Here is a 26,532-nt window from a genome sequence, read left to right on the forward strand (position 1 = left end):
ATGATGTTTGCAGTGTATTAGGACGCATTACTGTCTGAGAACACTGGCACCGCTGGAGTCTCGCTGGATGTGGACTGGCTAAATAAGGATATAACTTGGCAACTATACTACTCGTCGATGACGATTCAGACTTTTGCAGCATCGCCTGCCACTTGATTGAAATGCTAGGCCATGAGGCATATACCGCCTCCTCATTAGAGGAAGCCAGACTGTCACTGAGTGACAGTCGCTTTGACCATCTGCTGCTGGATTTTATGCTGCCGGATGGCAGCGGCCTGCATCTGGTTGATTATATTCGCAGCCATGATATTCCTATCAAAATCACCATGATTTCCGGCCACCCGGCAGTAAGGGGAGCGCTAACAGAACTCTGTGACGAGAATATCGACCACCTGACCAAGCCCATTGACGGCGATGATCTTAATCGCATCCTGAATCCGGCCAAAGCGTCACCGAATCGCAACAGTCAAGCCCGCCAGAATGACCAGGCCATGCATTTTAATCACCTGATTGGTGAATCAGTGGCCATGCAAAAGCTGTATGAAATGATCGAGCGGGTGGCCCACACTTCAGCCAACGTTATGCTGTTTGGCGAAAGTGGCGTAGGTAAGGAAATGGTCGCCAAGGCAATTCATCACGCCTCTGGTGTTACTGGGACGCTGGTCTGTACCAACTGCGGAGCCCTGCCTAAGGATCTGGTTGGCAGCGAACTGTTCGGTCACGAAAAAGGTGCCTTTACCGGCGCAACCGGGCAAAGAAGTGGGGTATTTGAACAAGCGCAGGATGGCACGCTGTTTTTGGATGAAGTCACCGAAATGCCTATGGATATGCAGCCGACATTGCTTAGAGTACTGGAAATGCGCAATGTCGTGCGAGTGGGCGGAAACAAGGAAATTCCAGTGAATTGCCGGGTCATTTCTGCCACCAACCGACCTATGCAGGAAATTGGTCAGCAAGGGGTTATCCGCGAAGACATTTATTTTCGTCTGGCCGTGTTCCCCATTCAAATTCCGCCACTGCGCGACAGAATGGATGACCTGCCCCTACTGGCGCGCAGTTTTCTGCAGCAGCTGAATGACGAACACCAAACCGACTACAAATTAACCGACGAGCACCTGCGCCGTCTGATGCAATACGAATGGCCGGGTAATGTCCGGGAGCTGCGCCACAGCATTCACCGGGCCTACATTATGGCTGACAGAGACAGCGGTGAAATCCAATTACCAGATTCTTTTGCTTCACCTTTTTCAGCCCAAAAATCACCAACCCAGGCCCTGATGCCAGGCCGCACTATTGAAGAAGTCGAAAAAGAACTGATTTACGCGACGCTGGAAAAAGTTAACGACAATAAAACCCATGCCGCCAAGATGTTGGGGATAAGTACTAAGACCCTGTATAACCGTTTACATGCCTACGGGGATTTTAGTCAGTAACTTTTTTACACCATCAGTTGATCCATTTGCCCGGTGCTACGTAAAAGTCCGGGCATTATCTGCCAAAAGGAGTAAGCAGGTGCATTCTCATCAAGGCCCTATCCACCAACTGGTTCACGACGCCAGACGACCTCTCAACAACATTTCCATGCAGGCAGAAATGCTGAAATTGCTAGCCAAGAAAGGCGCAGACGAAAGCCAACTTATTGATGCAGCAGATAAAATAGTTCGCTACTGTAAAGAATGCAGCCATATACTGGAGGCCGTGTCAGAGCAGGCTGAAGCCGATGGCACCGGGCATCCCCACAACAGAGCTGAATGAGGATATGCAAAACAAAACCATTTGGTGGCTGATTGGTGTCCTGATACTGGCGATCACCTCAGTGAATACCTTACTGGCCCTGCGCAGTAGCAACGAGATTGCCGGAATTCAAAAAAGCCTGACCAATACCGGTGAAGTGATGATGCTGCTGGATGAACTCTACATCAGTGTCACCCTGGCAGAGTCCGGACAACGCGGTTATTTGCTGACGGACAATGAACGCTTTTTGGCCCCCTATCAGGAACAGCTGCAAAAGGTTCACACTAGCATTAACAATGCGCGAGCCATCAGCTCTGAGATTCAAGGCCAACAATACCGCATTGAACAGCTTATTGACCTTGTAAACCAGCAATTTTCCGAGTTAAGCAGAACAGTAGAACTGGCCAAAAAAGAGAAAGACCTGTTAGCAGTGCACGAAGTAAAAGTAGGTAATGGCGTTTTATCTACACAAATCGGTGAGGCATACCGAAAAGCGATGCTGGCAGAGAGCGACTTTCGTGAATCACTCTATCTGGACTTTGCCATTGCCCAGCACAGAGCTGACAACACCTTATACCTGTCCTCGGCCCTTACCTTGGTGTTGTTATTAGCGGTTTTTTATCTGGCCCGTCTCAATTTGAAGAACGAACGACGGCACAGAAGCCAGTTGGAGGCACAAAACAACACTCTGGCGCAGAAAGTGGAAGAACGTACCTTTGCCCTCAAAATCTACGCTGACGAATTAGCCCGCAGCAACAGGGAACTGGAAGAGTTTGCCTTTGTCGCTTCCCATGATTTGCAAGAGCCACTTAGAAAAATACAAGCTTTCGGCGACAGGTTGCTAAATGCGCAACAACAGCAATTGGATGAAACCAGTCTCGACTACCTAGCCAGAATGAATAAGGCTGCCCAGCGAATGTCCAAGTTGATCAGTGATTTGCTTGCCTTCTCTCGGGTAACGACCCGAGGCAAGGAATTCTCTAGCTGTGATTTGAACAAAACCCTCCATCAGGTCGTAGATGACTTGGAAATCAGCATAGAAGACAGCCAGGCCCAGCTCGAACTGGATAGCCTTCCCACGATCAAAGCCGATACCACCCAGATGCACCAGCTGTTTCAAAATCTGCTCTCAAACGCACTGAAGTTTAAAGCACCAGATCGGCCCCTGATGGTGAAAGTGAGATGCCAGCAAACCACTGGCCCCACCTTGCCGGGGGAAGAATCGGGCTTGATCTGGTACCGCATAGAGATTCACGACACCGGCATTGGTTTTGAGCAGCAATATGCCGACAAGATTTTTATGCCTTTCCAACGATTGCACGGCCGTAACAGCTACGAAGGAACAGGAATAGGACTGGCGGTATGCCGCCGCATTGTCGAACGCCATGGTGGCAAAATCAGCACCACCAGTCAGCCCGGTAAAGGCAGTACCTTTAGCATTTTATTACCCCAGGACAGCGCAATGGTCACCATAGAAGGAAACAAGTAACCATGAACAAAATATCCAGGCCTATCACTATTTTGATGGCCGATGATGATGAGGATGATCGTCTATTAGCCAGAGACGCACTGACGGAAAGCCGGGTCCTCAATACCTTGCATTGTGTCGAGGACGGTCAGGCCTTACTTCAATACCTGCGTGGTCAGGGTAAATACAGCGACAAAAGTGCCTACCCCACCCCAAGCCTGATCCTGCTGGATCTGAACATGCCAATCATGGATGGCAGAGAAGCGCTCAGAGAAATCAAGGCTGACCCAAGTCTGCGCAGCATTCCCGTGGTAATTCTAACCACTTCGAAAGAGGAAGAAGATATGCTACGCGGCTATGACCTGGGAGCCGCATCTTATATTACCAAGCCGGTCAATTTCGAAGGCCTGGTTGAGCTAATGAAAGCCCTGGGCAGGTATTGGGTGGAATTCGTCGAGTTACCGTCCCATGACCGTGCCTGAGCAGGCTTTACCTAAGGCCGCGCGGCTGCTGCTGGTCGAAGATGACGAAGATGATTATATCCTCACCAGCGGCTATCTGCGGGAACTGCCAAGCTACAGTTTTGATATCGTCTGGGCCGATTCACCACAACAGGCACTCACCCGCCTTTGTGACGAGTCCTTTGATATTTGTTTACTGGATTTTCAGCTTGGGGCAGAGAACGGCTTAAGCGTATTAAAGTTAGCTCAGCAACAAGGCTTGTCTACTCCTATTATTATGCTGACCGGTCAGGCCGACGACGCGTTGGACCTGGCCGCGTTGCAAGCCGGAGCCACTGATTTTTTGGTCAAACATGAACTTGGCTCACCGCGCTTCCAGCGTGCCATACGCTATGCCCTGGCACGCAAGGAAATTGAACAAGAGCGGGTAGAGCGTTTAAAAGCCGAGGCTGGCAGTCGCGCCAAAGACCGCTTTTTGGCGCATCTTAGCCATGAAATTCGCACCCCCCTAACCTCGATTCTCGGCTATACCGAACTGTTACTGGAAAGCGATTATGCCGACCAAGCCGAAACCGAACTCGGTGTAATTTTGAGTAATGGAAAGCACTTACTCAGCCTGCTCAATGACGTACTGGATTTGTCCAAGCTCAGCGCCAATCGCTTGGAGCTGAAGATCGCACCGGTGAACCTGGACAGCTTTATCGCCGATGTATTCAGCCTGCTCAAAGTCATGGCGTTAGACAAAGGCTTATCCTTCAGTGTAGTCGGCCGGCACCCCTTACCTCTTATTATTCATACCGATGCCACCCGGCTGCGTCAGGTGCTGATTAACATTACTTACAATGCCATCAAGTTCACTGAGCAAGGTAAGGTGCAGGTTGAGGTCTGGACAGAACGAAGACAGCATCAGGAATTGTTGTTTTTCAGTGTGACTGACACCGGTATAGGCATTGCAGAGGAACAGCTAGAGCGCATCTTCCAACCTTTTGAGCAGCTTCAGGATGTGGTCACCCGCACCGAAGGTGGTGCCGGGCTGGGACTGGCCATCAGCGCCGAACTGGTGGCACATATGGGGGGGGAAATCCAGGTGGCGTCCGAGCTAAATGTTGGCAGCGAGTTTAGCTTGTCGATTAACCCCGGAGATATCAAAGACAGCGAGAGAGCCGAGTTAGGCTTTGAGCGCTCCCCGCTTAAAAACCGGCAAGCCATTAAGCCATCCCTGCAAGGCAAGGTGTTGGTAGTGGATGATATTGATGAAATCAGACGCCTGACTGGCCATTTGATTCAATCCACCGGTGCTGAAGTGGCTTATGCAAGTAACGGTCAGGACGTAGTGGCACTGTTTGAACAAAGCCCACAGGATTTCGACCTGGTATTAATGGATCTGCATATGCCAGTGTTGGATGGACGCAGCGCCCTTACACATTTGCGCCGTCAGGGGTACACGGTACCTGTAGTCGCTGTAACCGCCGCGACCCAAAAGGGCCTGCATCGACAGCTAACCGAACTTGGTTTTAATGATATTTTGTCCAAACCCATTAATAAACCCAGCCTCTATCGAAGCTTGGTCCAATATCTAAACCCAGCCGATGTGTCTGTTCCTGTCAGGAAAAAAATACTGCTGGTAGAAGATGATCCAGACACCCGCCGACTAATGGATATGATATTGACCGACTTAGGCTCAACCGTGGAAAGTGTAGGCACTGCGTTAGACTGCTTGAAAAAGCTTGAAGCGGCTCCTCATTACGATGGCTTATTAATGGATATGGGCCTGCCGGATATGCCGGGAGCCAAGTTAATTAGTCTGGTACATTCGGTCAGCCCTGAATTGCCGGTTTGCATTATCAGTGGCCGTGACCTGTCTACAGAACAACTTAGCGAATATAACGCACAGGACTATTTGCTTAAGCCGGTCAACCGGCAGGATCTGTCCAGAGTTTTGAACAACTTCTGATACCTTAGCAAAGTCCAGCAAGCTATGTCCTGGCCCTGCCAGTTCGGCCAAGCCAGGACAGCAGCTTGCGGTTAATATACAACCTCATCAGCGCTCTTACTCTGCGATTGCGCCAGACCAATACCGTACAACCTGCTCCCAGCATCAGCCCAAGCGGGTGACGACGCAGATTAATCAACTGCCTGCGACAAACCCCCGTTTGCTGCTGGCGTCGCGTTGACATACGTTGATAGCGAGTACTGGCTAGCTGATAACGACGTTTCGACTTAGCGACCAACCATTCGGCCAACAGCGTCATTGCCATTCTCCTTGAGATAAGTTGATTGCGAAGTCGGGTGTTCTGGATCTAACGCGGTCTTCAACAAGCATCTTGCCGACCTCAACACATACCACGCCACCCCAGCATTAATAAGGAGGGCACTAGACATGGCTAAGGACCAATGCACGCCCAAACTAATCGCCCAGGTTACCGCCATACCACAGAAGGCTATCCACATCGCAATCAACAAGCTGCAAAACACCATGTACAGCACCGCCGCATAGAACAAGCTGCGGGCTGCCATCTCCACCCTGACTTTAAACAGTTGCACAGTTGCCAGCCACTGGCGCATAACCAAAGTCATTAACGCCAGAAAACTGCTAAACAAGGCCGCAAATGCTGCGGCCTCATCGCTATGCCCATGAGTTTTGTCAGCTAACGCTTTGACCCTAGACATAACCTCTCCTTAGCGACCTTTGCGCAGCAGGGCGGTAATTACCACACCTAATCCAAACGCTACCCCTGCAGTCATCACAGGATGCTCAGTCGCATACTTTCGGGCTCCGGATCTCGCCCAGTTTCTTTCCAGTTTCTGCTTATTGGCTTTCAGGTAGCGGGAAGAGGCCGTCACACTGTTGCGTACCCCCTGCTCCGTAGCTGAGGCCTTTTGCGACATTGCATCAATAGAATGATGCAGAGTATCGGCCAGTTGCTCACTGAGCAGCGGCTCGGCCTGCCCCTTACCTGTTGCCGTTTTACTTTTAGGGTCGATATTTTGGCTTTGTGCTTTCATAGCTCCTCCAAAGATCTAAGTCGGTAGTTCTTTCACAGCCAAGGACCATTCCTTGTGTGGCTGTCCTAGTCACTAGTGCAAACCGCACACCACTTTCGCCGCAGGTAAATTTATCTATGTTTTTCATAAAGTTAACAACGTTTAAATGCAGCACCCCGGCGTTTTCCGCCATACACTGTGAGATATTTTCAGGCCCGATTGAAAAACCTACAGAGTGTCGTCAAACCTGGACAGCAGCAAAATATGGGCAATAGGTAAATACAACAGGGTAGAGGCAAAAATCAGGGGGCGGCACGACAACTGGGTATAACCAGTTACCGCACTGTCTGTGTCAGGCTGGAATATGAGCGAAAAGAGAAAAAAGGCAGCCCCGGTCAAACGGGTTGACCGGGGCCGGCAGCGAGAACAAAAGACCTGAGGCTTAAGATTGGCCGGTCACTGTCAGTTGATCATTCACTTCACGTACATCATCGGTATTCTTAGCGATACTGACCGCCAATTGCTTAGCAGATTCAGTCTCCACATCGCCGGTCAGTGTGACTACACCATTGTCTACATCCACATCGATACTGGTGCCAGAAATGTCGGTATCGAACAGGAAGCGTGACTTCACCACTGTGGCAATTTTGGCATCGACAAAGCCAGAGGCTTCAGCGTCACTATGCTCTTTGGCACCGGCTTCGTTGTGTACCGTCAGGTTATTACTTACGTCCTTTACACCATCAATACCGCGTACCAGCTCTTCCGCTAACTTCTTGTCGACATCGCTTTCTACTTTACCGGTCAGGGTAACAGTACCATTCTCAACATCGGTGTTAATGTCGAAAGAGTTCAGATTGCCATTGAACAGTAAAGTGGCTTCGGCTTTACCATCAATCCAAGCATCATGAGATTCACGCTCCCAGCTATTATCGGCAGCATATGCACCAGCGCTCATTACCAAGGCTGAACCAACTACTAAAGATAAAATATTACGTTTCATTTTGGGTTTCCTTTTCCTGATTAACCTCGATATCACTAATGCCAATCCCATGCCAAATATAACGCATTGATTTTATTGGTATATTTTAATTTCTAGTTTTGAGGTGATGAATTTTTTACAAACTACTGTGTCGTTTCTTCCGAGTAAGACGGTTTCTGCCCGCCAAACATTCCCTCACTGCAAAGGTAAGCCTTCTTTTTCACTGTAAACAATCTGTCATGCTGTTGTCGCACCATAGCACCTTGCCTCTTTAAGGTCAGAGTTAACTGGCCGCAACCGCTGGGCCTTTGATTATCGTGTTGAGTCGGCGATGGCAGCTTATGCTGTGCATTCTGTGTTTGGTTACCCGCAGCCTGTTTGCGGCCCCTGCTAATGCGGGCGAGCCATCAACCATTGGGGTTAACATCGCCGCCGGTTCGCTTGAGCAAGCTCTCACACAAGTATCCGAACTCTTCCATGCCAATATCCTTTACCCGGCGGGGCTGCTCTCGCAGCAGCAAAGCCCCGCTATTAGCGGGCAATACAACTTCCAACAGCTACTGACGCTGCTGCTGGCCGAACAGCCGGTGCAGGTAGAATGGCTGAATGCACAAAGCGTGATCCTCAGCGCCGCAAAGCCTGACAACCAAACCCACACAGATATCAGCCCAGAGCAAAGTAGTCAGGCTATGGATGAGGTGATAGTTACCGGCACCCGGGTGGCTGCCCGCACCCGATATGATTCGATGTCAGCTATCGATATTCTGACCACCCCGGATGGCACTGGCGCGGAGGACTTGCTTAATACCCTGGCATTTTATCTGCCCAGCTTTACCGCCTTTCGTCTGCCACTCAATGACGGTCGGATCTTTAACCGCTCCTTTGGCTTACGTGGCCTCAATTCAGATCACACCCTGATCCTGGTCAACGGCAAACGCCGCCACCGCTCGGCTTTTGTGGAAACCGAAGACGGCCACCCTATTGACCTTTCGAAGATCCCCAGCCATGCCATTAAACGTATCGAAGTGGTGCGTGATGGCGCCTCTGCCCAGTATGGCTCTGACGCCCTGGCCGGGGTAATCAATGTGATCCTGGAAGACGGTGAGCAAAACGCCGGCTTTATGCAGTACGGCCAGTATTTTCAGGGCGACGGCGTCACCTGGCGTGGTGGTATGCGTTTAGGCTGGCAGGACGACGAAGATTTTTCCATGCTGAGTCTGTCCGGCTACCGCAATACGCCCACATCCAGAGGCACGCAGCCGCAGGATGCCGTGCTATTTGCCCAGCAACATCCCGAGCTGAAGATACCCAACCCGGTGCAGCGCTGGGGGCTGCCAGAGCAAGAAGGGCTGCAACTGGCGTTCAATACCCAGCAGCAGGTCAGTGAACAAATCAGTAGCTTTGCCTTTGGCACCCTGGCGCAAACTTATGGCGTGTCGGATTTTAATTGGCGCAACCCGGATACCAATCTGGTGTATCAGCCCAGCGGCCTGTATCCAGACTTCAGCCTGCTGGATATCTACCCTGTGGGCTTTACCCCCAGATTTGGCCAGCGTGAGTCGGATATTGCCTTGCATGCCGGCATCCGTTCTTTACCCGGCGCACACCCACAGGCAGAGCTAAGCCTGGCTTTTGGCCAAAACCGTATCCGCTACTTTTTAAATAACAGCATCAATGCCTCATTAGGCCCGCACAGCCCCACTGCCTTTCATCCCGGTAACTTAACCCAGCAGGAGGTGACTTTGGACGCCAGTCTTAACCAGCAAACCCGCTGGTCGGCAAAGCGGCTACCCGTTAACCTGGCCACTGGCCTGCAATTTCGCAGCGAGCGTTACCGGGTACAGGTCGGCGATCCAGCCTCTTATGCGGTAGGCCCCGCGGCTATTGAAGGTTTACCCTCGGGTGCCAATGGCTTTCCCGGTTATTCACCGCTACAGGCCGGTAGTTTCACCCAGCACGGGTTGTCGGCCTATGCCGATATGGATATCACCTTAAGCGAGCCGTTGCGTCTTAACCTTGCCGCCCGCTATGAGAGCTATTCGCTGTTTTCTTCCATGCTGCGCGGCAAACTGGCCCTGTGGTACCAACTCAGCCCCGGTATTATGCTGCGCACTACCTTGTCTAACGGCTTTCGCGCCCCTACCGCCGGGCAGGTATTTAGTGAACGTACCTCGCAATCCCTAAACAGCAGCTTTGATGCCATCACCACCAGTGGTCGCTTTTCGCCAAATGGCGAGGTGGCAGCGGTGCTCTCCGAGCGCCCCGAGGTGAATATTCGCCCCTTGCGGGCCGAGAAGTCGGTCAATATCAGCGCCGGTGTGGGCTTCAGTTTACCCGGCCAGTTTGATCTGACCCTGGATTTGTACCGCATTGATCTGAGCGACAGATTTGGTCTGTCTCCCACATTCAGCTTGACCAGCAACGAGCAACAACGCCTGGCGGCATACAGCCAGTATCAGGTGGCCAATGTGCGCTCCTTTCAAAACATCTTTGATACCCGTACCAGCGGTCTGGATCTGGTGCTAACCCGCAGCAGCCTACTAGGCAGCGGCCAACTGTTGGTCTCGGCAGCCTATAACTACAACCGCACCCAAGTGACAGGCGGCGAGCTGATGGATAACCAGATTCGCCGTACCCAGCAGGAACAAGGCGTACCCCAGCACCGGGCCAGCTTGTCGGCCAGCTATTTGAGCGGCCCCTGGGAATGGCGGGCGGGCTGGCGCTATATCGGCAGTTGGCAAGACCAGGCCATCAGCGATTCTGAACAGTTCCAGCAGTTTTCGCCCTTGCAACTGTTTGACCTGTCACTGACCTATGCAGTCGACGCAGCGCTAAGCCTGAAATTCGGCATTGAAAACCTGTTTGACACTTACCCCGACGAAGCCAGCCTGCAATCCAACCGTGGGCTGCGTTATTCACGTAATTCCCCCTACGACACCGATGGGGGCCAGTGGTATCTGCGCACCAACTTTGCTTTTTAATCAATGTGTTAGCGAAATACTAAGGCAATTTTTATATGAAACTTTTATGAACATTGCCTATTCGCCAACAGATACCTGACGCCGCTGCGTCTTTACCCAGGAAGCCCTTGCACAAGGCAATGGGCGGCAACGCAATAAACTGTGCCACACACACTGGGAAACACCATGAAACACCTGAATAAAACCGCCACCTATGGCTGCCTTATCCTGGCGTCCAGCTCAACACTGGCCCTGTCTGCCCACGCACAAGAGGTAGCAGGCGCAGCCCCCGGTAATCTGGAAAGCATTATCGTGACCGGCACCCGTCAGGCCAACCGTACCGTATTCGACTCCATGGCCCCGATTGATTTGATTGACGCCTCCGCCATCGACAGCACCACCTCAGAAGACTTGCTCGACAGCGTGGCGCAAATCGTGCCGTCTTTTAAGGTGCAGCGTTTACCTATGGCCGACGGTCAGGTGTTTGTGCGCCCGGCGTCTTTACGTGGCTTATCCGCCGACCATACGCTGGTACTGGTTAATGGCAAACGCCTGCACCGCGCCGCCCTGCTGGGCAGCAACGGCGCCCAGTCGGCAGACCTGGCGTCCATTCCCTCTTACGCCATTAAGCGCATTGAAGTGCTGCGCGACGGCGCTTCCGCGCAATATGGCTCAGACGCCATTGCCGGAGTGATTAACATTATTCTGGATGACAAGGCCGGGTATCAGGCCTTCAGCCAGTTTTCCCAATATTTTGAAGGAGACGGTACGGCCTACCGCGCCGGGGTACAGGGCGGATGGGATCTGAATAACCGCGGCTACCTGGCCACCACCTTTGAATACTATGATGCCGAACGCACCGCCCGCTCCCGTCAGCGCCCGGATGCCGAAGCCTATCAGGCCGCTCACCCGGAAGTGACCTTACGTAACCCGGTACAGGATTGGGGCCAGCCAGACCGCGACGCCGTGCGTTTTGCCCTGAACTCCCAGTACAGCCTGACCGACAACACCGATGCCTACCTGTTTGGTACTTACAACGAAGGCAGCGGTATGAGTGATTTTAACTGGCGTAATCCAGACTCAGCGGTATTCAATAAAAGCGAAACCTACCCGAATTTTGACCTAAAAGATCTGTATCCAGCCGGTTTCGCCCCGCATTTTGGTCAGGATGACCGTGATTTATCCCTGTATGTGGGTGTAAAGGGTATTGTTGGCCAACTTAGCTGGGACGCCTCCGTCAGCCAGGGCAACAATAAAATCGACTATCAGTTAAACAACACTATCAACGCCTCGCTCGGTTCTGACAGCCCCACGGATTTTTATGCCGGTAGCCTGGAGCAGGACGAATTTACCGCCAACCTGGATGCCAGCTATCTGTTGCAAAATGACTGGTTTGCCGACGATCTGAATATTGCCTTTGGTGCCGAATACCGCGAAGAAACCTACAAAGTATCCTCAGGTGACGAAGCCTCTTATCTGGTTGGCCCCGCCGCCAAGGAAGGCTTACCGTCAGGCTCTAACGGCTTTTTCGGTTTCAGCCCGGCCCAGTCTGGTGAGTTTGATCAAGACAGCGTGGCCTTGTATGTGGATATGGAAACCATGCTGAGCAGCGCCTGGACTATTGGTCTGGCGGCCCGTTACGAAGACTTTTCCGAATTCGGCGATACCCAAAACGGTAAGATATCCACCCGCTATGCCTTGTCAGACAATGCCGCCTTGCGTGCCACTTACTCCACCGGCTTTCGTGCCCCAACCCCAGGCCAGCTTTACAGCGAGCGGGTGTCGCAAGGCTTAGATACCAATACCCTAGAGGTGTTTACCCGTGGACGTTACAGTCCGCAGGGCGACATCGCGCAGATTATTAATGCGCGCAGCGACGCCAACATTGCCTCACTAACACCGGAAGAGTCCAACAACCTGTCACTGGGCTTTACCTATCAGGATGCCAGCGGCCTGAACGCCAGTATCGACTTCTACCGTATTAGCATCTCGGATCGTTTCGGCACGTCCACTACTTTCAGCCTGACCGCTGAAGAGCGCGCCAAGCTAATTGCTTTGGGAGTGACAGGGGCCGAGAGCATCACCAGTGTGAACTTCTTCCAGAATGACTACGACACCAAAACCACAGGTGTGGACTTGGTACTGAGCCGCAAGTTCGAGCTGGGCGAAGGCAACCTGAATCTGGTGGCCGCCTACAACTACAACAAAACCGAAGTAACCGGCGGCGATATCAGTCGCAATGAGAGACAACGGGTACTGCTTGAAGAAAGACTGCCCAAACAGGCCGGTAACCTCAGCGCCAGTTATAGCTGGGGAGATATGACTTTTAATGCCAAGCTTCGTTACTACGGTAGCTGGAAAGACAGCTCCGGCAACGCCGACGGCGATATTTTCCAGCAATTTGGTGCCGAGACTTTCTTTGATATCGGTTTTAACTACGACATCACCCCTGCCATTGCCCTGAGCCTGAACGTGGAAAACCTGTTCGACAACTACCCACAAGAGGCCACCTTCCAGGCCAACCGTGGCTTGATTTACTCGCGTAATGCGCCGTACGACTCAGACGGCGGCAACTATTCACTGCGCGTGGATGTGAAGTTCTAAACCCAGGCATGGTCACAAAACTGTGACCTTATCTGGCTAGAGTACCCGCCTGTCCGGCCAAAGCGCTGGACAGGCTGATTAGCCCGGCCTTGACCGGGCATTATGTTGTAAGTACGAGGTAACATCATGAGCAGCTTTACCCGGCGTCAGTTTCTTACCACCAGCCTGGCATCGGCCGCCGCCGGTTCACTTTTGGCCTCCCCGGCCGGTTGGTCAGCGCCACTGCCAAGCTCAGCACAATCGCCCCTGGCACAAGCCCAGGACGAAGCCTATTGGGCACAAGTTGCCAGCCAGTATGAGGTGCGCCCCGGCATTATCAATGTGGAAAACGGCAACTGGGGTATTATGGCGAAACCGGTAATGCAGGCTTATTTCAAACATACCGAGCGGGTTAATCGCGACAACTCCTATTTCTCCCGCCGCCAATACTGGCCGCTGTTAAAAGACATAGTCGCCAGCGTGGCCGACCGCCTGGGTGCCAACCCCGAGGAAATCGGCTTAACCCGCGGTGCCACCGAAGCCCTGCAAAATCTAATTGGCGGCTTCAACGGCTTAACAAAAGGCGATGCGTTGATGTACGCCGACCTGGATTATGGCGCCATGCAGGATGCCATGCGCACTAAGGCCGCCCAGTGCGGCGCCGAGGTAATCGAGCTGGCCATACCCGAACCGGTTGACCATCAAGGGCTGATAGCTTTTTATCAGGCAGCTTTTGCCCGCCACCCAAACTGCAAACTGCTGCTGCTTACCCATATCAGCCACCGCACCGGGCTGGTGATGCCGGTAAAAGAAATCACCGCCGCCGCACGGGAGCGTGGTATCGCCGTGATTGTGGATGCCGCCCATTCCTGGGGGCAGATGGACTTTGGCGTAGCAGACCTTGGCGCCGATTTTATCGGCTTTAACCTGCACAAATGGATGGGCGCGCCGTTAGGGGTTGGCGTGATGTATATCCGCCAGGGCAAGCTCGAACAGATTGCCGCCAATATGTCGGCCTCGCCGGGTCAGGAGCAGAGTATCTGGGGTAAATTTCACTCCGGCACCAGTAACTTTGCTGCCTTTCTTAGCGTCCCTGATGCCTTTGCCTTTCATGACCAGATAGGCGCTAAGGCCAAAGCCGCACGGCTGCAATACTTACGCAATCTGTGGGTTAATGAGGTACGCCAGCTAGACGGCATTGATATTCTCACCCCGCAAGACCCGCGTCTGCATGCCGGTATAACCTCCTTTCGCATTAAGGGCCACAGCAGCAGCGCACAAAACCGTGCCATTGCCGAATATCTGCTGGCCGAACATCAGGTGTTTTGCGTACACCGTGACGGTATTCATCACGGCAGCTGTGTGCGCATTACCCCGAGCCTGTATAACAGCGCCGAGGATCTGAAACTTACCGCCAAGGCCATTGCTCATGCCGTCAGCCGATTTGCTGCTTAACCCCAGGGCCTTACCCCGGCCCAGTGAGGTGAGCGGCACCCAGCACTGTCTTGCCCGACTCTATCAGAGCCATGCCCCGGCGCTGCTGCGCTACGCCTGTAGCAAAGGCGCTTCCCAGCACGACGCCGAAGAGCTGGTGCAGGAGCTGTTTATCCGCTTGTCCCACTACGACAACCTGCCGCAACTGCATAATGAAATGGCCTTTTTACGCACTGTGGTAGTCAATCTGCTGCGCGACCGCCACCGGCGCAACCAGCACGCGCCCCAGTGGGTGGAATATGACGAATCAAACCAGGAGCACCACAGCCTGCTGCCAGAGCCGGAGGCCCAGCTTAGCCAGCAGCAGGCCGTGGCCCAGGCCGAAGCTGACTTGGCCCAATTACCGGCCCTGACCCGGCGGATATTTTTACTTAACCGAATCCAGAGCCTGTCCTATGAGGACATTGCCACCCAACTGAACATCGGCGTGATGGTGGTCAGACGGCATTTGCGTGACGCTCTGATGCATTTGACCCAGAGGCGTATGCAACGTGAACAGCAGTAACCAAGACAATAGCCATCAAAACAGGGTTATCGACCCACAGATCCTGGCCGAGGCCTGCGACTGGCTGCTGGATATTGAAGCCAGCCCCGCCATACTGACCAGCGCCAAATTTGAAGCTTGGTTACGCGCCCATCCCGAGCATGTGCGCGCCTTTAACCATGCGGCCAATACCTGGCAGCTGGGCAGTGTGTTAAGCCTTGATGCAAACAGCCTGGACCAGCCAATCGTGCCACCGTCGCCCCAGGTAATTTCAATAGCGCAGCGTCGCCCGGCCAAAAGCCTGAGCAAAGTACTGACCGCCCTGGCCGCTACGGTGTGCCTGTTGGTGTTCAGCCTGTCGCTACTGCCAACCACGCCAGCATCAAACAACATACTGGCCTACCAAACCCAACAAGGGGAGATTCAACAGCTGCAGCTTAGCGATAGCAGCGCGCTCTATCTGGACAGCAGCAGCCGGGTTCGGGTACAGATGCAGGACAAGCGTCGTGATGTGGAGCTGATCCAGGGCCGGGTATTCAGCCAGGTGGCCCATCAGCCCAGGGAGTTTGTAGTCAGAGTCAACCACAGTACCGAGTTTGTGGCCCTGGGCACCGCCTATTCGGTGGAAAAGCTGGCCAGTGCCTGGACACTGGAAGTCTATCAGGGGGTAGTTGGGGTGCGCGGCGGGGCGCTCAGCGGCACTGCGCCGGTGCATGCCGGTTGGGGCCTGAAATACCAGGACAATAAACTTAGCCGCTATCGCCTGCCCCCCAGCTTACAAGCCGGTCAGCCGGACTGGAGCAGCCATCGCATTCAGTTTGACGCGACCCGGCTGGAACAGGCCATCCGCCAGATCAACCGCTATAGCCCGCAGCCGCTGGTGTTAGAGGATAAAGACCTGGCCGGGTTTGCCATCTCCGGGGTGTTTAACCTGCAGGATGTCGAGGATTTTGTGCAAAGCGTGGAAGGTCTGACCCAAACACGCAGTGTGAAAACCCCTGAGGGGATTTTATTGGGTTTGCCACGTGGGGCTGGTGACTGAGTAAGCCTCTCGGGCCAGCTAAAGCCGGTCTCGGCGTAGATTTATTCGCTACTACAGGCAAAAAAATAGCTTCACCACGAAGAACACGAAGCGCACGAAGGCTCAAAAGAGACCAGCCACTCTTCGTGTTCTTCTGGTCTTCGTGGTAGTAAAATAGGCACCTGCAAAAGGCTTTCAAACAGGCCCGAAGTCTTCAAACGGTCGGGAGTTTTAAGCGGGGGCAAAGCGGTTGTGGCGGTTAAGAGATGAATTCGCGTTTAGCAATCGTGACATTTTCAAAATCTATTTAATTCGAAAATCATCATGCAAATTACCCCAATGTTCTTTCAGCTTTTCCTTGTGCGCCTTATAATGGGTTCTCGCCAGAGCGTTCTGGCCTTATCCATAACGTCATCTAAGTGAGGTTTAATTACTCGCCATGGAATCTCGGCACGCTCTGCCCATAACTGAAAATTTGCCATTGAGACGTCATACCAATCTTTAGTCTTTCCCAAATTGAGCGCGTAATTCCTCTCACCATCGATATGACCTATCCCCCAAACTGATCCACTGGACTTCTAACGTTCTACATTGGTGCCGATTTTAGCCGCTCCAGTTTCATCAAGCTTTGCTCAAAAATGGCTGTTTGAATGCTGTCGGGAATTTCGGCACGCATGCGACGTTTAAGGTTTTCAATTGCCACAGGAAGTTCATCAACAAACTTCAGCATAATACTTTGCATTCTTGCAGGATCAAAACCAACGGACTTGGCTGTGGCAACGAAATGCCGCGGGAATATCTGATCAATCTTGCGCTTTTTACCTTTTGTCGCCGTAAGTCCCATCGCCAGACTTAAATCCCGCAGGTGTAATCCTTGGCCACCCGTTATCGGGTACGCTGACAGAATGTCATAGAAAGGCGTCAGCCGGTATGCTCCACCAGCTTCTAAATAGATGGAGAAATTTTTTGCATGACCGTCCGTTGCGCCTATCAACCACTGAAAAACCTGGAATCGCATAAATGCATCGCGATCTGCGAGTGCATTACTTGAACCCATCAGCAACTTCATTATTTGCTCAATGCCAGGCCCGCCTTCTGCCTCGTATTTAATTGCCGGTGGCAAGCCATGTGCCTGGCACATGTCCTCCTGCGGTAAGCGTAGAATATTGTTCTTATCTGCTGTCCAACGTCGATCAAAGCGCTCGACCGCAAGTGCCTTAACCTCATCCACCCGAACAATGTCTACCGCAGGTACAGCAAATCCCAACTCTCTGGCTAGTTCGATACACAGCCATTCGTTTTCTACGCTGCTCGTCAAATCCAGCGTGAAGTCCGGCCCTTTAATCTGGCCAATGGGTAACTTGATAATGTGCGTTGTTGGCGTCAACCCTTTTGGTACACACCATTGACCATTGATGTTTAACAACGCCGTCTTTTCCTGTGCACCGGCGACCGAAATTCTGAATTCTTCTTCCTCAGCCATTCCTAAAGGCATGTCCGATTGATAAGCGAGTAGCAGCGCCTTTAGTCGTTTGTCCGTCAGTTGCTCATAATCCAGTGACGGGGACTGCTGAGGATAAGAGTCCGGCAATATAGTAAGCGCACCGACACTGTCTCGTCCTATCTGTGCCAATAAGTCAAACGGACGACTGGAGGCGGCGTTGAAGCGCTTTACGATGCGCTCACGAATGCGTTGAGAGTCTGGCAGTAAATTGTCGAAATAATTGTAAACCTGTTCTGAGGTAATACGCCCTTTCCGCAGAGGCAAAGACAGTGATAAAGGTCGGGCCTTTGGGTGAGTTAACCAGGAAGATGCGTAATGCAATTGGTGTGCGCCATCATTGCGCATGATGAGTTCACCAATGTGCGCTTGATTCAGATACAGTTGCAGTGTCGCCACTTACCAGTCCTCATCCTGTGTCGCCTGCTGATTTTTGTTCGGTGCGACACTTATCGTAAGATTTAAGGCCTGAAGAATTTTGAAAAATGTCTGCATCTGGCAGCGATCAGGATCATTTTCAAAATTGGAAATGGTACTTTGCTTTACGCCGACACGCTGGGCAACCTCGGCCTGTGACCAATTGTTTTGAGTCCGGATCAGCTTAAGATAATCCGCAAGTTGCTTTGGGCTGAATATCATTGATGCGCCTAATTGAATATACCCAGAAGGGGATAAAGAACAAACTATCCCCACAAAGGGATAATGTCAACATTATCCCCTATTAAGGATAATAGCTACAAGCCAGTTAGCAATAATGCTAATGGCCATGCCGAGCTTCAATACATAGGCTAGCTAGTCTGCTTTTTCATCAAACAGTACGCAATGCAATTGAGCTTAGTCTAAAATTTATCCGGGCTTTTCAGCCCAGATTTTTGGTTATTTTTAACCACGGCTAAATACACCTTCTGTGACCTGACTGTGACCAAAGTGGTTAAATTGTCTCAAATGGCCTGATCCAGAAAAATTCATAACCTGTTGATTTTATTAACAATACAAATCAAAACCTGTTAATCACGAACGTGCCTATTTAGCCGAGGGGCTCTCCGGAAGTAAATTAGACAACGTAGGATGCAATCTTTGGTTTCTTGCCCAGGGTTCCGACATTATTTTTTCAGAGCGAGGAAATGCTGGGTGGGTAATCAAACTAAATGTAGGACGACCGGCATCACGTCTGAATTCATCGGCAAAGCTCAGCACATTTCTACCGCCTTGAAAGCCAGCCAAATAGCCAACCAGTCTTCCGTGCAAGCTCAACTTGAGTACGTTAATTTCATCGACTTGAACTTCGCTCATGATTCATCCCCCAGTAAACCCTGCCATGGGTCACCTGAAAGACTATTCTTCGCATCTTCGTTTGAAGTTTTCGCCTGAGACACATGCATCCTGTCTGACTCAGAACTCTCCTGTTCAAGTAATGCCATAACCACGCCAAGCTTTTCCTTTGGTATAAGCATAAGTTCACTATTCAAGCCCTTCGCAAGCAACTGCAAAGTGTCGAATCGAGGGTTTCCTTTGGACTCCAGGCGCTGATATTGCTGACGAGATACACCTACCCGCAACATCATATCGCTCTGTTTGAGGCCAAGGGTCAGTCGCCGCTGTTTTATTTGGTCGAGTATCGAATTTTCCACTGTAAACACATATATTGCTTTACCCAACAATAGCAACATATAGGTTGCTCGAAAAACTAAAGGCAACTTATACGTTGCTTTCGCATGATTGGCTATATCAACAGCAGGAAAAGCAATACAAATGTTGCTTTAATTGGATGTCGTTAGCAGGGCTTTTAGTTGCTCTAGCGGCAGGGCTTTTACGCAGTTGGCCTTACCTGTGTCACTGCGGGTTCCGCAGGTATCGGTGGCTTTTAGCATAGAGTTATAAATCGCTTCTTCGCTGGCCTCGATAACCGCCTGGAACAGGGGCGACATACTGCCGTTAGGCACAGACTGACTGCTGGATACCTCATCGCGGCGCTCGGCGGTGCGACGTACCGAGGCGGCGGTGGAGAAACTCAGCACATAATCCCCCGAGCCATTGGTAAAAGACGCCCCGGTGCGGGCTAGGCCTGCCACCGCTCTTTTAGCTAAACGGGTTAGATTGCGATCCGACAAAGGCGCATCGGTCGCCACAATCAGCATAATGGAACCGTCAGCCACTTCAGAGTCCAGGGCATCTTTCAGATAATACTGGCCAAGCGCCTCACCCACCGGCTGACCGGCAATCTGCAATACCCCGCCGTAGTTAGACTGCACCAACACTCCTACCGTATAGCCGCCCAGTTTGGCTGGCAGCACACGGGAACTGGTGCCAACACCGCCTTTCCAGCCAAAGGCCACCGTGCCGGTGCCGGCACCCACCGCCCCTTCGGCCACCGGCCCACTGCTGGCACTTGTTATGGCTTTCAGACCATGTTCGGCCTTAAGGGCACGCTTGCGAATATCATTTAAGCGGCTGTCATTGGTTTCCCCCACCACCGCATTAACCGACACCACCTGTTCATTGCCAGGTTGTTTTAAAGTCCAGCCAATAATGGCCTCGGCGGCTTGCGGCACCGACAGGGTATTGGTGAGCAGAATCGGGGTTTCAATCTCCCCCAGTTCTTGTATTTGTGAAATGCCGGTGAGCTTGCCATAGCCATTGGCCACATACAGCCCGGCGGGCACTTTGTCCTGATACAGGTTACCGCCATGGGGCAAAATCGCCGTGACGCCGGTACGCACATCCTGCGCGTCCACCAAAGTCACCTGCCCGACCAGCACCCCTTGCACATCGGTAATGGCATTATGCTGGCCGGTTTTAAGAATGCCGGGCGCGATACCTAAGTCCCGGCTACGGGGTTTTGCATCAGCGGCCAGCGCCTGCGCCGCCACCAACAAACCGCCCACCAATAAAGCCAAACCCGCTTTGTTACGCATAAATGCTCCTTTAGTTGTGGATTTACGCTAATGGAGGGAGAGGGTGGATGCAAGAGGGAATCGGTAAGGGAATTCTGAGAAGCGTTTTGCCGCCTCGCTGCAATCCAATCTACTGCTGACGGTTTTGCTATCCCTGCTGGATATGACACGCCGTCCGGGCGCGCCAGTCCCATTTCCTTGATACGCCTCAAAGAAACGAGACGCAAAGAAAGCGCGCCGCTGGATTCCCAACTACGTCAGTCCAGGAAACAGTGAAAAGACGGTCGCAGAAACGACGTTCCCGACGCGTCTTCTGCTTAAGTCGTTCCAGACGACTTATCCCCCTTTTCACTGCTCCCTGAACCGACCGGGAATTTTTAAGCGGGGGTCAAAGCGGCTCGGGCCGCTTAAGGGGGATGTTTCAGCAGTTCTGGCTTTTTGATTCTTTGATTTTCTAACACCATACAATGTCCAAACTGGACTGGGTAAACGCCGGTCGCCTCCACTCACTCCCTGTTCGTATCGGCTCGATTCTCATCCATGACCAAATTTCCGGGAGACATTTGGGACATCCATAGGATGGCCCGTAGGACAAAGTACAGGACATACTTTGCATAATCGTCAGGCGATTACCTGGCGACCAGCTTGGACATGGCGTTTAAAGGGGAATTCAAGGCGGCTCTGCCGCCTACAGGGAATAGGTGTACAACAACTCCGACTCTTTGATTCCTAAATGATTTTGTCGAAGTACATTACCTTTGTTGGTACATCGAGGTATTCATAAATGGCTTCGGCTTTTTTGTATAATCGCTCGTCCGCAGTAATAAGACAGTTGCAAAAACTGGCGAGAGAGACATGCATTTGATCACTAGTTGCTCTTTTGAAGCCTCTATTCTTATGCAGAGGCTTGTCGGGATAGTACCCGATAGTGTTTAGTATATTGTAAGCTCCCAACACTTTTTGATGTCTGAGAAAAGGCTGACCTGGTATCAATTCCTGTTTATTAAACATAAAAAAGTCATCGATGCTATCTAAGTCCTTTGGCATCTTTTTCGATGATATCATTACATCCCATATTTTATTCAATATGTTAGGCGGTTTGATGTTGTTGAAGCGATAAGGCTCTAAGCTAAAGTGCTGCCTAAACTCTTTGATTCCAGACCAATTTTTTTCATCCACAATATGTTCTGCCATTTTTCTTGAATTTTTCTCTGACAGTGATTTGTACTCATCAAAGCATCGAACATTCTCTGCTCTTAATTTTTGTGCGATCTCCGGGAGAGAACTATCAATCTCACAAATTAATTCATCAATGTAATTCGACAGGTTTTCAAATGCATCTACACTACCTTTCGCAATATCTTCTAATGATTCTCCTTGCCTCCCCCCACAGACTTTAAAACCAATTTGGCGCATACTTTCTGCCAAATCATTAAAGATAGGGTTGGATTCGCAATATTTAAGGAAAATCTCACGAGGGTCACCTTCGACTACCTTCACACAGTCAGTCTCATGAAAATCACTGTCTAAAACGACTGAAATATGAACTGCATTCATTCTTTCAAGAAGGCTAAGAAATGCATCAGAATATTTAGAAGATGCTTCCCCTGCACGTTTGATCTCCTCTAGTGTTTCATTGGAGTAAACGACTTGGAATTGACGTGTAAGAACCTCCTTAAGATTGATTAATTTATCATTCAGAAATGCATCTAAAATATTTTGATCTAGATATATAAATTGTGACCCAGAACAAAGAGGTTCCTTTCTTTTGGTTGCAAACATATCCTCTCCATACCACATTTAAAATCCATTCTAAAACAAGTTTAATTTCGGCGATTCCACACCAAGTTAATCTTATATGTTATTTTAAAGAAAATTAGATTATTATAAATTTATTTGTATCCCATTTCCTCCTCCAACTGAAGTGCCCAACAAACACGATGAATGTGATGATTAAACTTATCAGTAGATAGAAGGGAGAGCGTTACATAGTTCTTTCGACGTTTTTGAGATCCTTTTTCGTCTGTGACCTAAGTGCACATAACGAATGATATAAACTTCCACTTTCCTAGGATTAAGCCTCCTTGGTTGGCACAAAGTAGTATTCGTTTCCAGTATCCTTTCATAGAGGCCTTTCGGCAAGGTGTGTGACCACCTTGTCTCTTATGACACCCAATCCATGAAGTACCGGCTCAACCCTTTGATTTGAATCGCACTATTAGAGCCTTGCACTAACTTTATTCATACTCGGAAGCAGTCCTGTTTTGGAGGTTAGCGCCTTTCCTTCGAGCAATTCATACTCTGTCCCCTTAAGCTGATAATCAACTTTGACTTTATAACCGCTGGTAATTCTTATCAGATTACTATCAAATAATTTGTGAATATCCGCCCTCAAGACGAGACCATTATCAAGGCTATTATCAGGGCTTTCACTGAAAGGTATTATGTGAGCTGCTTCTAAAACCACAATAACTGTACACCCAGTCACCATACACTGTCCCCCATAGGCTCGCAGTATACTCTCTCTGAATTTATTTTGTTTCTTTCTGATCTTTACTTCCGCTGTATCAAAAAAATCGTGAGACATTTCATCTTCATCAATCTTGGCATGCTCTTCATAATTGAGCAAAGTTGTATTTTCAGCTAGTGGAAAATCAAAACGCTTTGCATACTCTTGTTCAATTAGGGTAATAAGCTCCTCATCATCAAGTTCTTCATGACGCTCAAACAACTCTTTTATTTTCAAATTTGAGACTTGAGTTATATCGTCAGGCACTGCCATAAAAACAGTGCTAACTTCTTTCGTATTTGGCGGGGTAGAATCTGAATATTTAGATTGCTCAAGATAAGATAAACTGGTCGTCAGGTTATCTTCCTTTTGGTTTAAAATATTCTCAACATCTATCGTATGTCCCTTACCAATCTTAGATTCTAGAAGTTCCATCGCATTTGAATGATTTCTAGCTTCAGCTTTATAAAGCACTTCACCTGCATCATTACTGGCAGTGGCAATGTATTTCCCACCCTCCACCTTTACAGATTTCTCTAACTTAGACTTTGCTTTACGGCCTTCCTTAAATGGTTTTGATGTTCCACTTAAATATTGCGGTTTAAAATCCTTATCATGTATTTTTCTAACTTTCATTTTTTTTCTTACTTTAGCCATATTCCCTGTTACTTATAAAAGAATATATAAATTTACCATTCCCCTGATAGGCCCATTTTTTTGAACCACCTAGAGAATGAACCGAGCTGTTCAATTTTCAATGGATGCCACATGCAGAGAGGCTTGAAGGTTACTTAAAGCTCAGAGAGGTCGACTCTTTTTATAGTCATCCCGCCAAGCTTTGATTTTCAATTTAGCATCGGGTAATGATTCGAGCCAGGGCCAGTTGAAGTACTTATTGTAGAAACTCCTATTTCGTGACTTGATAAACGGAATCAAAGGGTCAGTGTTGTTGAAACATCCCCCCCCCTAAACGGCACAAGCCGCTTTCGTCCCGCTTAAAAATTCCCGGTCGGTTCAGAGGACAGTGAAAATGGGGACAAGTCGTCTGGAACGACTTGAGCAGAAGACGCGTCGGGAACGTCGTTTCTGCGACCGCTTTTTCACTGTTTTCTGGACTGACGTTGTTGGGAATCCTGCGGGCGCGCTTTCTTTGCGTCTCGTTTCTTTACCGCGCAGTAAAGAAATGGGACTGGCGCTCCATGGATGGAGTGTCATAAAAGACAAGGAAGTCATGAACCTTGCCACAACACTTCAAGAAAAGGATACTGAAAACCATTTTGACAAGGACAGTTCCCATCAATGGTTACCCGCTAGGCGTGGCATACTTCTGGAAAAGGAAAGTACCAGCCGTTCATTTTATTTCAAGGTGAAAGTGGGTAATGTAAGTTTAAAAACGCTCTTAAGTAGCTTGGACATTTTCCCGTGCACAGCTTCGTCACTATAGTGCACGAGTCTCAACTACATATTTTAGTGCCGTTCCTTTGGAGGAATCATTGATCTATATATGCATTGGTGTCGTCACTTTATTTCTAACTTACCGCTCCCAGATCAAAGCGGTCGATAAGTGGAACAATTTTTTAGTGTATGTATTTTCTGGTGCAACTTATTTGTGTGCCTACATATTAATAGAACTAGAGACAGCGAATGATGTGAAAAACATAACGTTTAAAATCGCAGCAATAATTTTCCTATTTTCAACTCTATTCGTTACTTTTGCGATAAAACCTGACAATCCGAGATGAAAAAAATACTCTTCCTCTGCAGCAGAAACCGGCTTAGAAGCCCTACAGCAGAAGCGATATTTAAAGGCGTTGAGGGCTGGGAGGTTTCTTCCGCGGGCATTAACAATGACGCAGAATCAAAGGGTCAGAGTTGTTGAACCAGAATCAAAGGGTCAGAGTTGTTGAAACATCCATCCCCTAAGCGGCACAAGCCGCTTTCGTCCCGCTTAAAAACTCACGGTTTGTTCAGGTACTGCTAGAAGGTGAGCAATTTGCCGGGAGAAAATTGAGTAAAAAATGCATCTGGGATGATGTTTATTTATACGCCGAACATTTGAAAAATCAATGAGGAATAAGATCGAAAATCTTCAGTTATCTAACCTTCTGCCTAAATTCTTTTACCCTAAACAATGTACGTTTAAGCATAATACCCAAGTAAAGGATTAGAATAGTAAAAAATAGCAGGTGACTATCATAATTATTACTCGTAATTATGTAGTAAAGTGGCAGCAGCATGGCAATTACCCCAACAAACCAGCCAAATAAATCCAGCTTCAAATTAAGCACTCCAATATATTCTTCACCCTTAATATAATAGCTAAATTCATTTAGCACTCTTAGAAAAGAGTGCTAACCTATTTTATTTCGTATGTATCAGAGTCAATCACTAGAATAAACATAACCAGAACAAACGTGATGCAAAGTACAACTTTGGGGTATGCCTCCGCAAATAGAAGCCAACAGCCAGTCAGTGCAAAGCAAATCAATATAGAGAGAAAAAATCTGGCTAAAATTCTCTTCATCAAGTTAGCTCTAACACTTCCGTAGTTTCCAGCAGAGAATAAGGATTATCCACAACGGCAGACAAATACTGTAATTGCTGTTTAGGCGTGGCGGGTAGCTTGTAGGGTAATTGAGCGGTGGTAACACTAGGCATAACAGTTCCTTCTGAATATATCCTTGAGCTAAAAAGACTAGATAGCAGACAGCACTTTGTCAAAGCACAACCTCGCCCCCTAAGCGGCCCAAGCCGCTTTCGTCCCGCTTAAAAATTCCCGGTCGGTTCAGAGGACAGTGAAAATGGGGACAAGTCGTCTGGAACGACTTGAGCAGAAGACGCGTCGGGAACGTCGTTTCTGCGACCGCTTTTTCACTGTTTTCTGGACTGACGTTGTTGGGAATCCTGCGGGCGTGTTTCTTTTGGTCACTTTTCTTTGCACGAGCAAAGAAAAGTGACTGGCGCTCCATGGATGGAGTGTCATAAAAGACACGGAGGTCACAAGCCTTGCCACAACACTTATAGGCAAGGATACTTAAATCCGATACAACCAATAATTCTGACATGGATAGTTCTTTTCAGTAGTTGTCGCCAAATAGATGAAAGAACCACTCCACATCATTTGTTAAGTGACTATATGAGCGCCGATGTCTTATTAAGAGCACTACTCCTGATTCCAAGCGTAGTCATCTTTCTTTACTGCGTAACTAAAATGGCAAAAAGCGTTGAGACGGCATTGAAGTTATGTCACAACCCAATGCTAGTAAAAACACTGCCATTTCTATTTGTCATCAACCGTCTCTTCACGCAGGAAGGGGTAGCGCAAAGAAATAGCGCTTTGGGATGGCTTTTGGGGTGTATTTTTATCTGGCTAGTCTGTGTAGCAGGCTTGCTTGCCGTCGAAGGAAAACTAACCATGTCTGGGGTGATCTAATCAAAATGCAGGCAGCGCCCAGG

At 49.8% G+C, this 26,532-nt stretch carries 27 protein-coding genes; 13 read left to right on the forward strand and 14 right to left on the reverse strand.

Features of this window, described 5'->3' with window-relative positions:
* The first annotated feature begins 95 nt into the window (after nt 1–95).
* The 5 genes from IEX02_RS03150 to IEX02_RS03170 all read left to right on the forward strand — a co-directional run bounded on the left by IEX02_RS03150 (nt 96) and on the right by IEX02_RS03170 (nt 5,617).
* On the forward strand, nt 96–1,433 hold the full coding sequence (locus tag IEX02_RS03150; protein ID WP_188690147.1) for a sigma-54-dependent transcriptional regulator: 1,338 nt from the start codon (nt 96–98) through the stop codon (nt 1,431–1,433).
* 79 nt (nt 1,434–1,512) lie between these two features.
* Nucleotides 1,513–1,755, forward strand: a complete 243-nt coding sequence (locus IEX02_RS03155; protein ID WP_188690150.1) for a histidine kinase — start codon at nt 1,513–1,515, stop codon at nt 1,753–1,755.
* A 4-nt stretch (nt 1,756–1,759) separates the two neighbouring features.
* Nucleotides 1,760–3,223 (forward strand): sensor histidine kinase, encoded by a 1,464-nt coding sequence (locus IEX02_RS03160; protein WP_188690153.1) that lies wholly within the window; start codon nt 1,760–1,762, stop codon nt 3,221–3,223.
* Between the two features lie 2 nt (nt 3,224–3,225).
* Nucleotides 3,226–3,684: a response regulator gene (locus tag IEX02_RS03165; protein ID WP_188690154.1), complete on the forward strand. Its 459-nt coding sequence runs from the start codon at nt 3,226–3,228 to the stop codon at nt 3,682–3,684.
* Nucleotides 3,671–5,617, forward strand: coding sequence for a response regulator (locus tag IEX02_RS03170; RefSeq protein WP_188690158.1), 1,947 nt, complete (start codon nt 3,671–3,673; stop codon nt 5,615–5,617). The genes IEX02_RS03165 and IEX02_RS03170 overlap by 14 nt, the downstream gene beginning before the upstream one ends.
* Nucleotides 5,618–5,639: 22 nt before the next feature.
* On the opposite strand, the gene IEX02_RS03175 is transcribed toward IEX02_RS03170, so the two are convergent.
* From IEX02_RS03175 to IEX02_RS03190, 4 genes are all read right to left on the reverse strand, one after another.
* Entirely contained in the window at nt 5,640–5,915 is a 276-nt protein-coding gene (locus IEX02_RS03175) for a hypothetical protein (protein WP_188690160.1), read from the reverse strand.
* Nucleotides 5,884–6,333, reverse strand: coding sequence for a hypothetical protein (locus tag IEX02_RS03180; RefSeq protein WP_188690163.1), 450 nt, complete (start codon nt 6,331–6,333; stop codon nt 5,884–5,886). Before IEX02_RS03180 ends, IEX02_RS03175 begins: the two co-directional genes overlap by 32 nt.
* A gap of 9 nt (nt 6,334–6,342) precedes the next feature.
* Complete coding sequence (locus tag IEX02_RS03185) at nt 6,343–6,669, reverse strand: hypothetical protein (RefSeq protein WP_188690166.1); 327 nt, start codon at nt 6,667–6,669, stop codon at nt 6,343–6,345.
* Between the two features lie 421 nt (nt 6,670–7,090).
* On the reverse strand, nt 7,091–7,651 hold the full coding sequence (locus tag IEX02_RS03190) for a BON domain-containing protein (RefSeq protein WP_188690170.1): 561 nt from the start codon (nt 7,649–7,651) through the stop codon (nt 7,091–7,093).
* A gap of 320 nt (nt 7,652–7,971) precedes the next feature.
* Between IEX02_RS03190 and IEX02_RS03195 the strand changes: the two genes are divergently transcribed.
* The 5 genes from IEX02_RS03195 (at nt 7,972) to IEX02_RS03215 (ending at nt 16,193) form a co-directional block, all read left to right on the forward strand.
* Entirely contained in the window at nt 7,972–10,611 is a 2,640-nt protein-coding gene (locus tag IEX02_RS03195) for a TonB-dependent receptor plug domain-containing protein (protein WP_188690172.1), read from the forward strand.
* Between the two features lie 165 nt (nt 10,612–10,776).
* Entirely contained in the window at nt 10,777–13,194 is a 2,418-nt protein-coding gene (locus IEX02_RS03200) for a TonB-dependent receptor plug domain-containing protein (protein ID WP_188690174.1), read from the forward strand.
* Between the two features lie 126 nt (nt 13,195–13,320).
* Nucleotides 13,321–14,628, forward strand: a complete 1,308-nt coding sequence (locus IEX02_RS03205; RefSeq protein WP_188690178.1) for an aminotransferase class V-fold PLP-dependent enzyme — start codon at nt 13,321–13,323, stop codon at nt 14,626–14,628.
* Nucleotides 14,603–15,172 carry an RNA polymerase sigma factor gene (locus IEX02_RS03210; protein ID WP_188690180.1) on the forward strand — a complete coding sequence of 190 codons (570 nt, stop codon included), beginning with the start codon at nt 14,603–14,605 and terminating at the stop codon, nt 15,170–15,172. The genes IEX02_RS03205 and IEX02_RS03210 overlap by 26 nt, the downstream gene beginning before the upstream one ends.
* Entirely contained in the window at nt 15,159–16,193 is a 1,035-nt protein-coding gene (locus IEX02_RS03215; RefSeq protein WP_188690183.1) for a FecR family protein, read from the forward strand. Before IEX02_RS03210 ends, IEX02_RS03215 begins: the two co-directional genes overlap by 14 nt.
* A 565-nt stretch (nt 16,194–16,758) precedes the next feature.
* Here the strand turns inward: IEX02_RS03215 and IEX02_RS03220 are convergent.
* The 8 genes from IEX02_RS03220 to IEX02_RS20550 all read right to left on the reverse strand — a co-directional run bounded on the left by IEX02_RS03220 (nt 16,759) and on the right by IEX02_RS20550 (nt 24,012).
* A complete protein-coding gene (locus tag IEX02_RS03220) occupies nt 16,759–18,072 on the reverse strand; it encodes a type II toxin-antitoxin system HipA family toxin (protein ID WP_188690186.1) in 1,314 nt (437 codons plus the stop codon).
* Nucleotides 18,073–18,312, reverse strand: a complete 240-nt coding sequence (hipB, locus tag IEX02_RS20545) for a type II toxin-antitoxin system antitoxin HipB (RefSeq protein WP_188690189.1) — start codon at nt 18,310–18,312, stop codon at nt 18,073–18,075.
* A 384-nt stretch (nt 18,313–18,696) separates the two neighbouring features.
* A complete protein-coding gene (locus IEX02_RS03230) occupies nt 18,697–18,966 on the reverse strand; it encodes a HipA N-terminal domain-containing protein (RefSeq protein WP_229702019.1) in 270 nt (89 codons plus the stop codon).
* A complete protein-coding gene (locus IEX02_RS03235) occupies nt 18,963–19,343 on the reverse strand; it encodes a helix-turn-helix domain-containing protein (RefSeq protein ID WP_188690191.1) in 381 nt (126 codons plus the stop codon). Before IEX02_RS03235 ends, IEX02_RS03230 begins: the two co-directional genes overlap by 4 nt.
* A 90-nt stretch (nt 19,344–19,433) precedes the next feature.
* Nucleotides 19,434–20,588, reverse strand: a complete 1,155-nt coding sequence (locus IEX02_RS03240; protein WP_188690195.1) for a P1 family peptidase — start codon at nt 20,586–20,588, stop codon at nt 19,434–19,436.
* Between the two features lie 708 nt (nt 20,589–21,296).
* Nucleotides 21,297–22,349 (reverse strand): hypothetical protein, encoded by a 1,053-nt coding sequence (locus IEX02_RS03245; protein WP_188690199.1) that lies wholly within the window; start codon nt 22,347–22,349, stop codon nt 21,297–21,299.
* 436 nt (nt 22,350–22,785) lie between these two features.
* On the reverse strand, nt 22,786–23,733 hold the full coding sequence (locus IEX02_RS03250) for an HNH endonuclease (protein WP_188690202.1): 948 nt from the start codon (nt 23,731–23,733) through the stop codon (nt 22,786–22,788).
* A gap of 141 nt (nt 23,734–23,874) precedes the next feature.
* Nucleotides 23,875–24,012: an integrase core domain-containing protein gene (locus IEX02_RS20550; RefSeq protein WP_373284957.1), complete on the reverse strand. Its 138-nt coding sequence runs from the start codon at nt 24,010–24,012 to the stop codon at nt 23,875–23,877.
* A gap of 94 nt (nt 24,013–24,106) precedes the next feature.
* Between IEX02_RS20550 and IEX02_RS03255 the strand changes: the two genes are divergently transcribed.
* Entirely contained in the window at nt 24,107–24,520 is a 414-nt protein-coding gene (locus tag IEX02_RS03255; RefSeq protein WP_188690205.1) for a hypothetical protein, read from the forward strand.
* A 294-nt stretch (nt 24,521–24,814) separates the two neighbouring features.
* Nucleotides 24,815–24,955 (forward strand): arsenate reductase/protein-tyrosine-phosphatase family protein, encoded by a 141-nt coding sequence (locus tag IEX02_RS03260; protein WP_229702021.1) that lies wholly within the window; start codon nt 24,815–24,817, stop codon nt 24,953–24,955.
* 644 nt (nt 24,956–25,599) lie between these two features.
* Here the strand turns inward: IEX02_RS03260 and IEX02_RS20455 are convergent.
* Nucleotides 25,600–25,734, reverse strand: coding sequence for a hypothetical protein (locus tag IEX02_RS20455; protein WP_268237378.1), 135 nt, complete (start codon nt 25,732–25,734; stop codon nt 25,600–25,602).
* A 59-nt stretch (nt 25,735–25,793) separates the two neighbouring features.
* Nucleotides 25,794–26,141 carry a hypothetical protein gene (locus IEX02_RS03265; RefSeq protein ID WP_188690208.1) on the reverse strand — a complete coding sequence of 116 codons (348 nt, stop codon included), beginning with the start codon at nt 26,139–26,141 and terminating at the stop codon, nt 25,794–25,796.
* 71 nt (nt 26,142–26,212) lie between these two features.
* On the opposite strand from IEX02_RS03265, the gene IEX02_RS03270 reads away from it, so the two are divergent.
* Nucleotides 26,213–26,509 (forward strand): hypothetical protein, encoded by a 297-nt coding sequence (locus IEX02_RS03270; protein ID WP_188690212.1) that lies wholly within the window; start codon nt 26,213–26,215, stop codon nt 26,507–26,509.
* Nucleotides 26,510–26,532 lie beyond the last annotated feature (23 nt).

Origin of the sequence: Bowmanella pacifica (assembly GCF_014645355.1) — a bacterium.
In the GTDB taxonomy this organism is placed as follows: Bacteria; Pseudomonadota; Gammaproteobacteria; order Enterobacterales; family Alteromonadaceae; genus Bowmanella; species Bowmanella pacifica.

What these genes read in the sequence shown, in the direction of transcription:
- IEX02_RS03160 (WP_188690153.1), top strand. Translation starts at nt 1,760, where the DNA reads ATGCAAAACAAAACCATTTGGTGGCTGATTGGTGTCCTGATACTGGCG.
- IEX02_RS03165 (WP_188690154.1), top strand. Translation starts at nt 3,226, where the DNA reads ATGAACAAAATATCCAGGCCTATCACTATTTTGATGGCCGATGATGAT.
- IEX02_RS03170 (WP_188690158.1), top strand. Translation starts at nt 3,671, where the DNA reads ATGACCGTGCCTGAGCAGGCTTTACCTAAGGCCGCGCGGCTGCTGCTG.
- IEX02_RS03175 (WP_188690160.1), bottom strand. Translation starts at nt 5,915, where the DNA reads ATGACGCTGTTGGCCGAATGGTTGGTCGCTAAGTCGAAACGTCGTTAT.
- IEX02_RS03180 (WP_188690163.1), bottom strand. Translation starts at nt 6,333, where the DNA reads ATGTCTAGGGTCAAAGCGTTAGCTGACAAAACTCATGGGCATAGCGAT.
- IEX02_RS03185 (WP_188690166.1), bottom strand. Translation starts at nt 6,669, where the DNA reads ATGAAAGCACAAAGCCAAAATATCGACCCTAAAAGTAAAACGGCAACA.
- IEX02_RS03190 (WP_188690170.1), bottom strand. Translation starts at nt 7,651, where the DNA reads ATGAAACGTAATATTTTATCTTTAGTAGTTGGTTCAGCCTTGGTAATG.
- IEX02_RS03195 (WP_188690172.1), top strand. Translation starts at nt 7,972, where the DNA reads ATGCTGTGCATTCTGTGTTTGGTTACCCGCAGCCTGTTTGCGGCCCCT.
- IEX02_RS03200 (WP_188690174.1), top strand. Translation starts at nt 10,777, where the DNA reads ATGAAACACCTGAATAAAACCGCCACCTATGGCTGCCTTATCCTGGCG.
- IEX02_RS03205 (WP_188690178.1), top strand. Translation starts at nt 13,321, where the DNA reads ATGAGCAGCTTTACCCGGCGTCAGTTTCTTACCACCAGCCTGGCATCG.
- IEX02_RS03210 (WP_188690180.1), top strand. Translation starts at nt 14,603, where the DNA reads ATGCCGTCAGCCGATTTGCTGCTTAACCCCAGGGCCTTACCCCGGCCC.
- hipB (WP_188690189.1), bottom strand. Translation starts at nt 18,312, where the DNA reads ATGATATTCAGCCCAAAGCAACTTGCGGATTATCTTAAGCTGATCCGG.
- IEX02_RS03230 (WP_229702019.1), bottom strand. Translation starts at nt 18,966, where the DNA reads ATGAGCGAAGTTCAAGTCGATGAAATTAACGTACTCAAGTTGAGCTTG.
- IEX02_RS03235 (WP_188690191.1), bottom strand. Translation starts at nt 19,343, where the DNA reads ATGTTGCTATTGTTGGGTAAAGCAATATATGTGTTTACAGTGGAAAAT.
- IEX02_RS03240 (WP_188690195.1), bottom strand. Translation starts at nt 20,588, where the DNA reads ATGCGTAACAAAGCGGGTTTGGCTTTATTGGTGGGCGGTTTGTTGGTG.
- IEX02_RS03245 (WP_188690199.1), bottom strand. Translation starts at nt 22,349, where the DNA reads ATGTTTGCAACCAAAAGAAAGGAACCTCTTTGTTCTGGGTCACAATTT.
- IEX02_RS03250 (WP_188690202.1), bottom strand. Translation starts at nt 23,733, where the DNA reads ATGGCTAAAGTAAGAAAAAAAATGAAAGTTAGAAAAATACATGATAAG.
- IEX02_RS03255 (WP_188690205.1), top strand. Translation starts at nt 24,107, where the DNA reads ATGGGGACAAGTCGTCTGGAACGACTTGAGCAGAAGACGCGTCGGGAA.
- IEX02_RS03260 (WP_229702021.1), top strand. Translation starts at nt 24,815, where the DNA reads ATGAAAAAAATACTCTTCCTCTGCAGCAGAAACCGGCTTAGAAGCCCT.
- IEX02_RS20455 (WP_268237378.1), bottom strand. Translation starts at nt 25,734, where the DNA reads ATGCCTAGTGTTACCACCGCTCAATTACCCTACAAGCTACCCGCCACG.
- IEX02_RS03265 (WP_188690208.1), bottom strand. Translation starts at nt 26,141, where the DNA reads ATGTCAGAATTATTGGTTGTATCGGATTTAAGTATCCTTGCCTATAAG.
- IEX02_RS03270 (WP_188690212.1), top strand. Translation starts at nt 26,213, where the DNA reads ATGAGCGCCGATGTCTTATTAAGAGCACTACTCCTGATTCCAAGCGTA.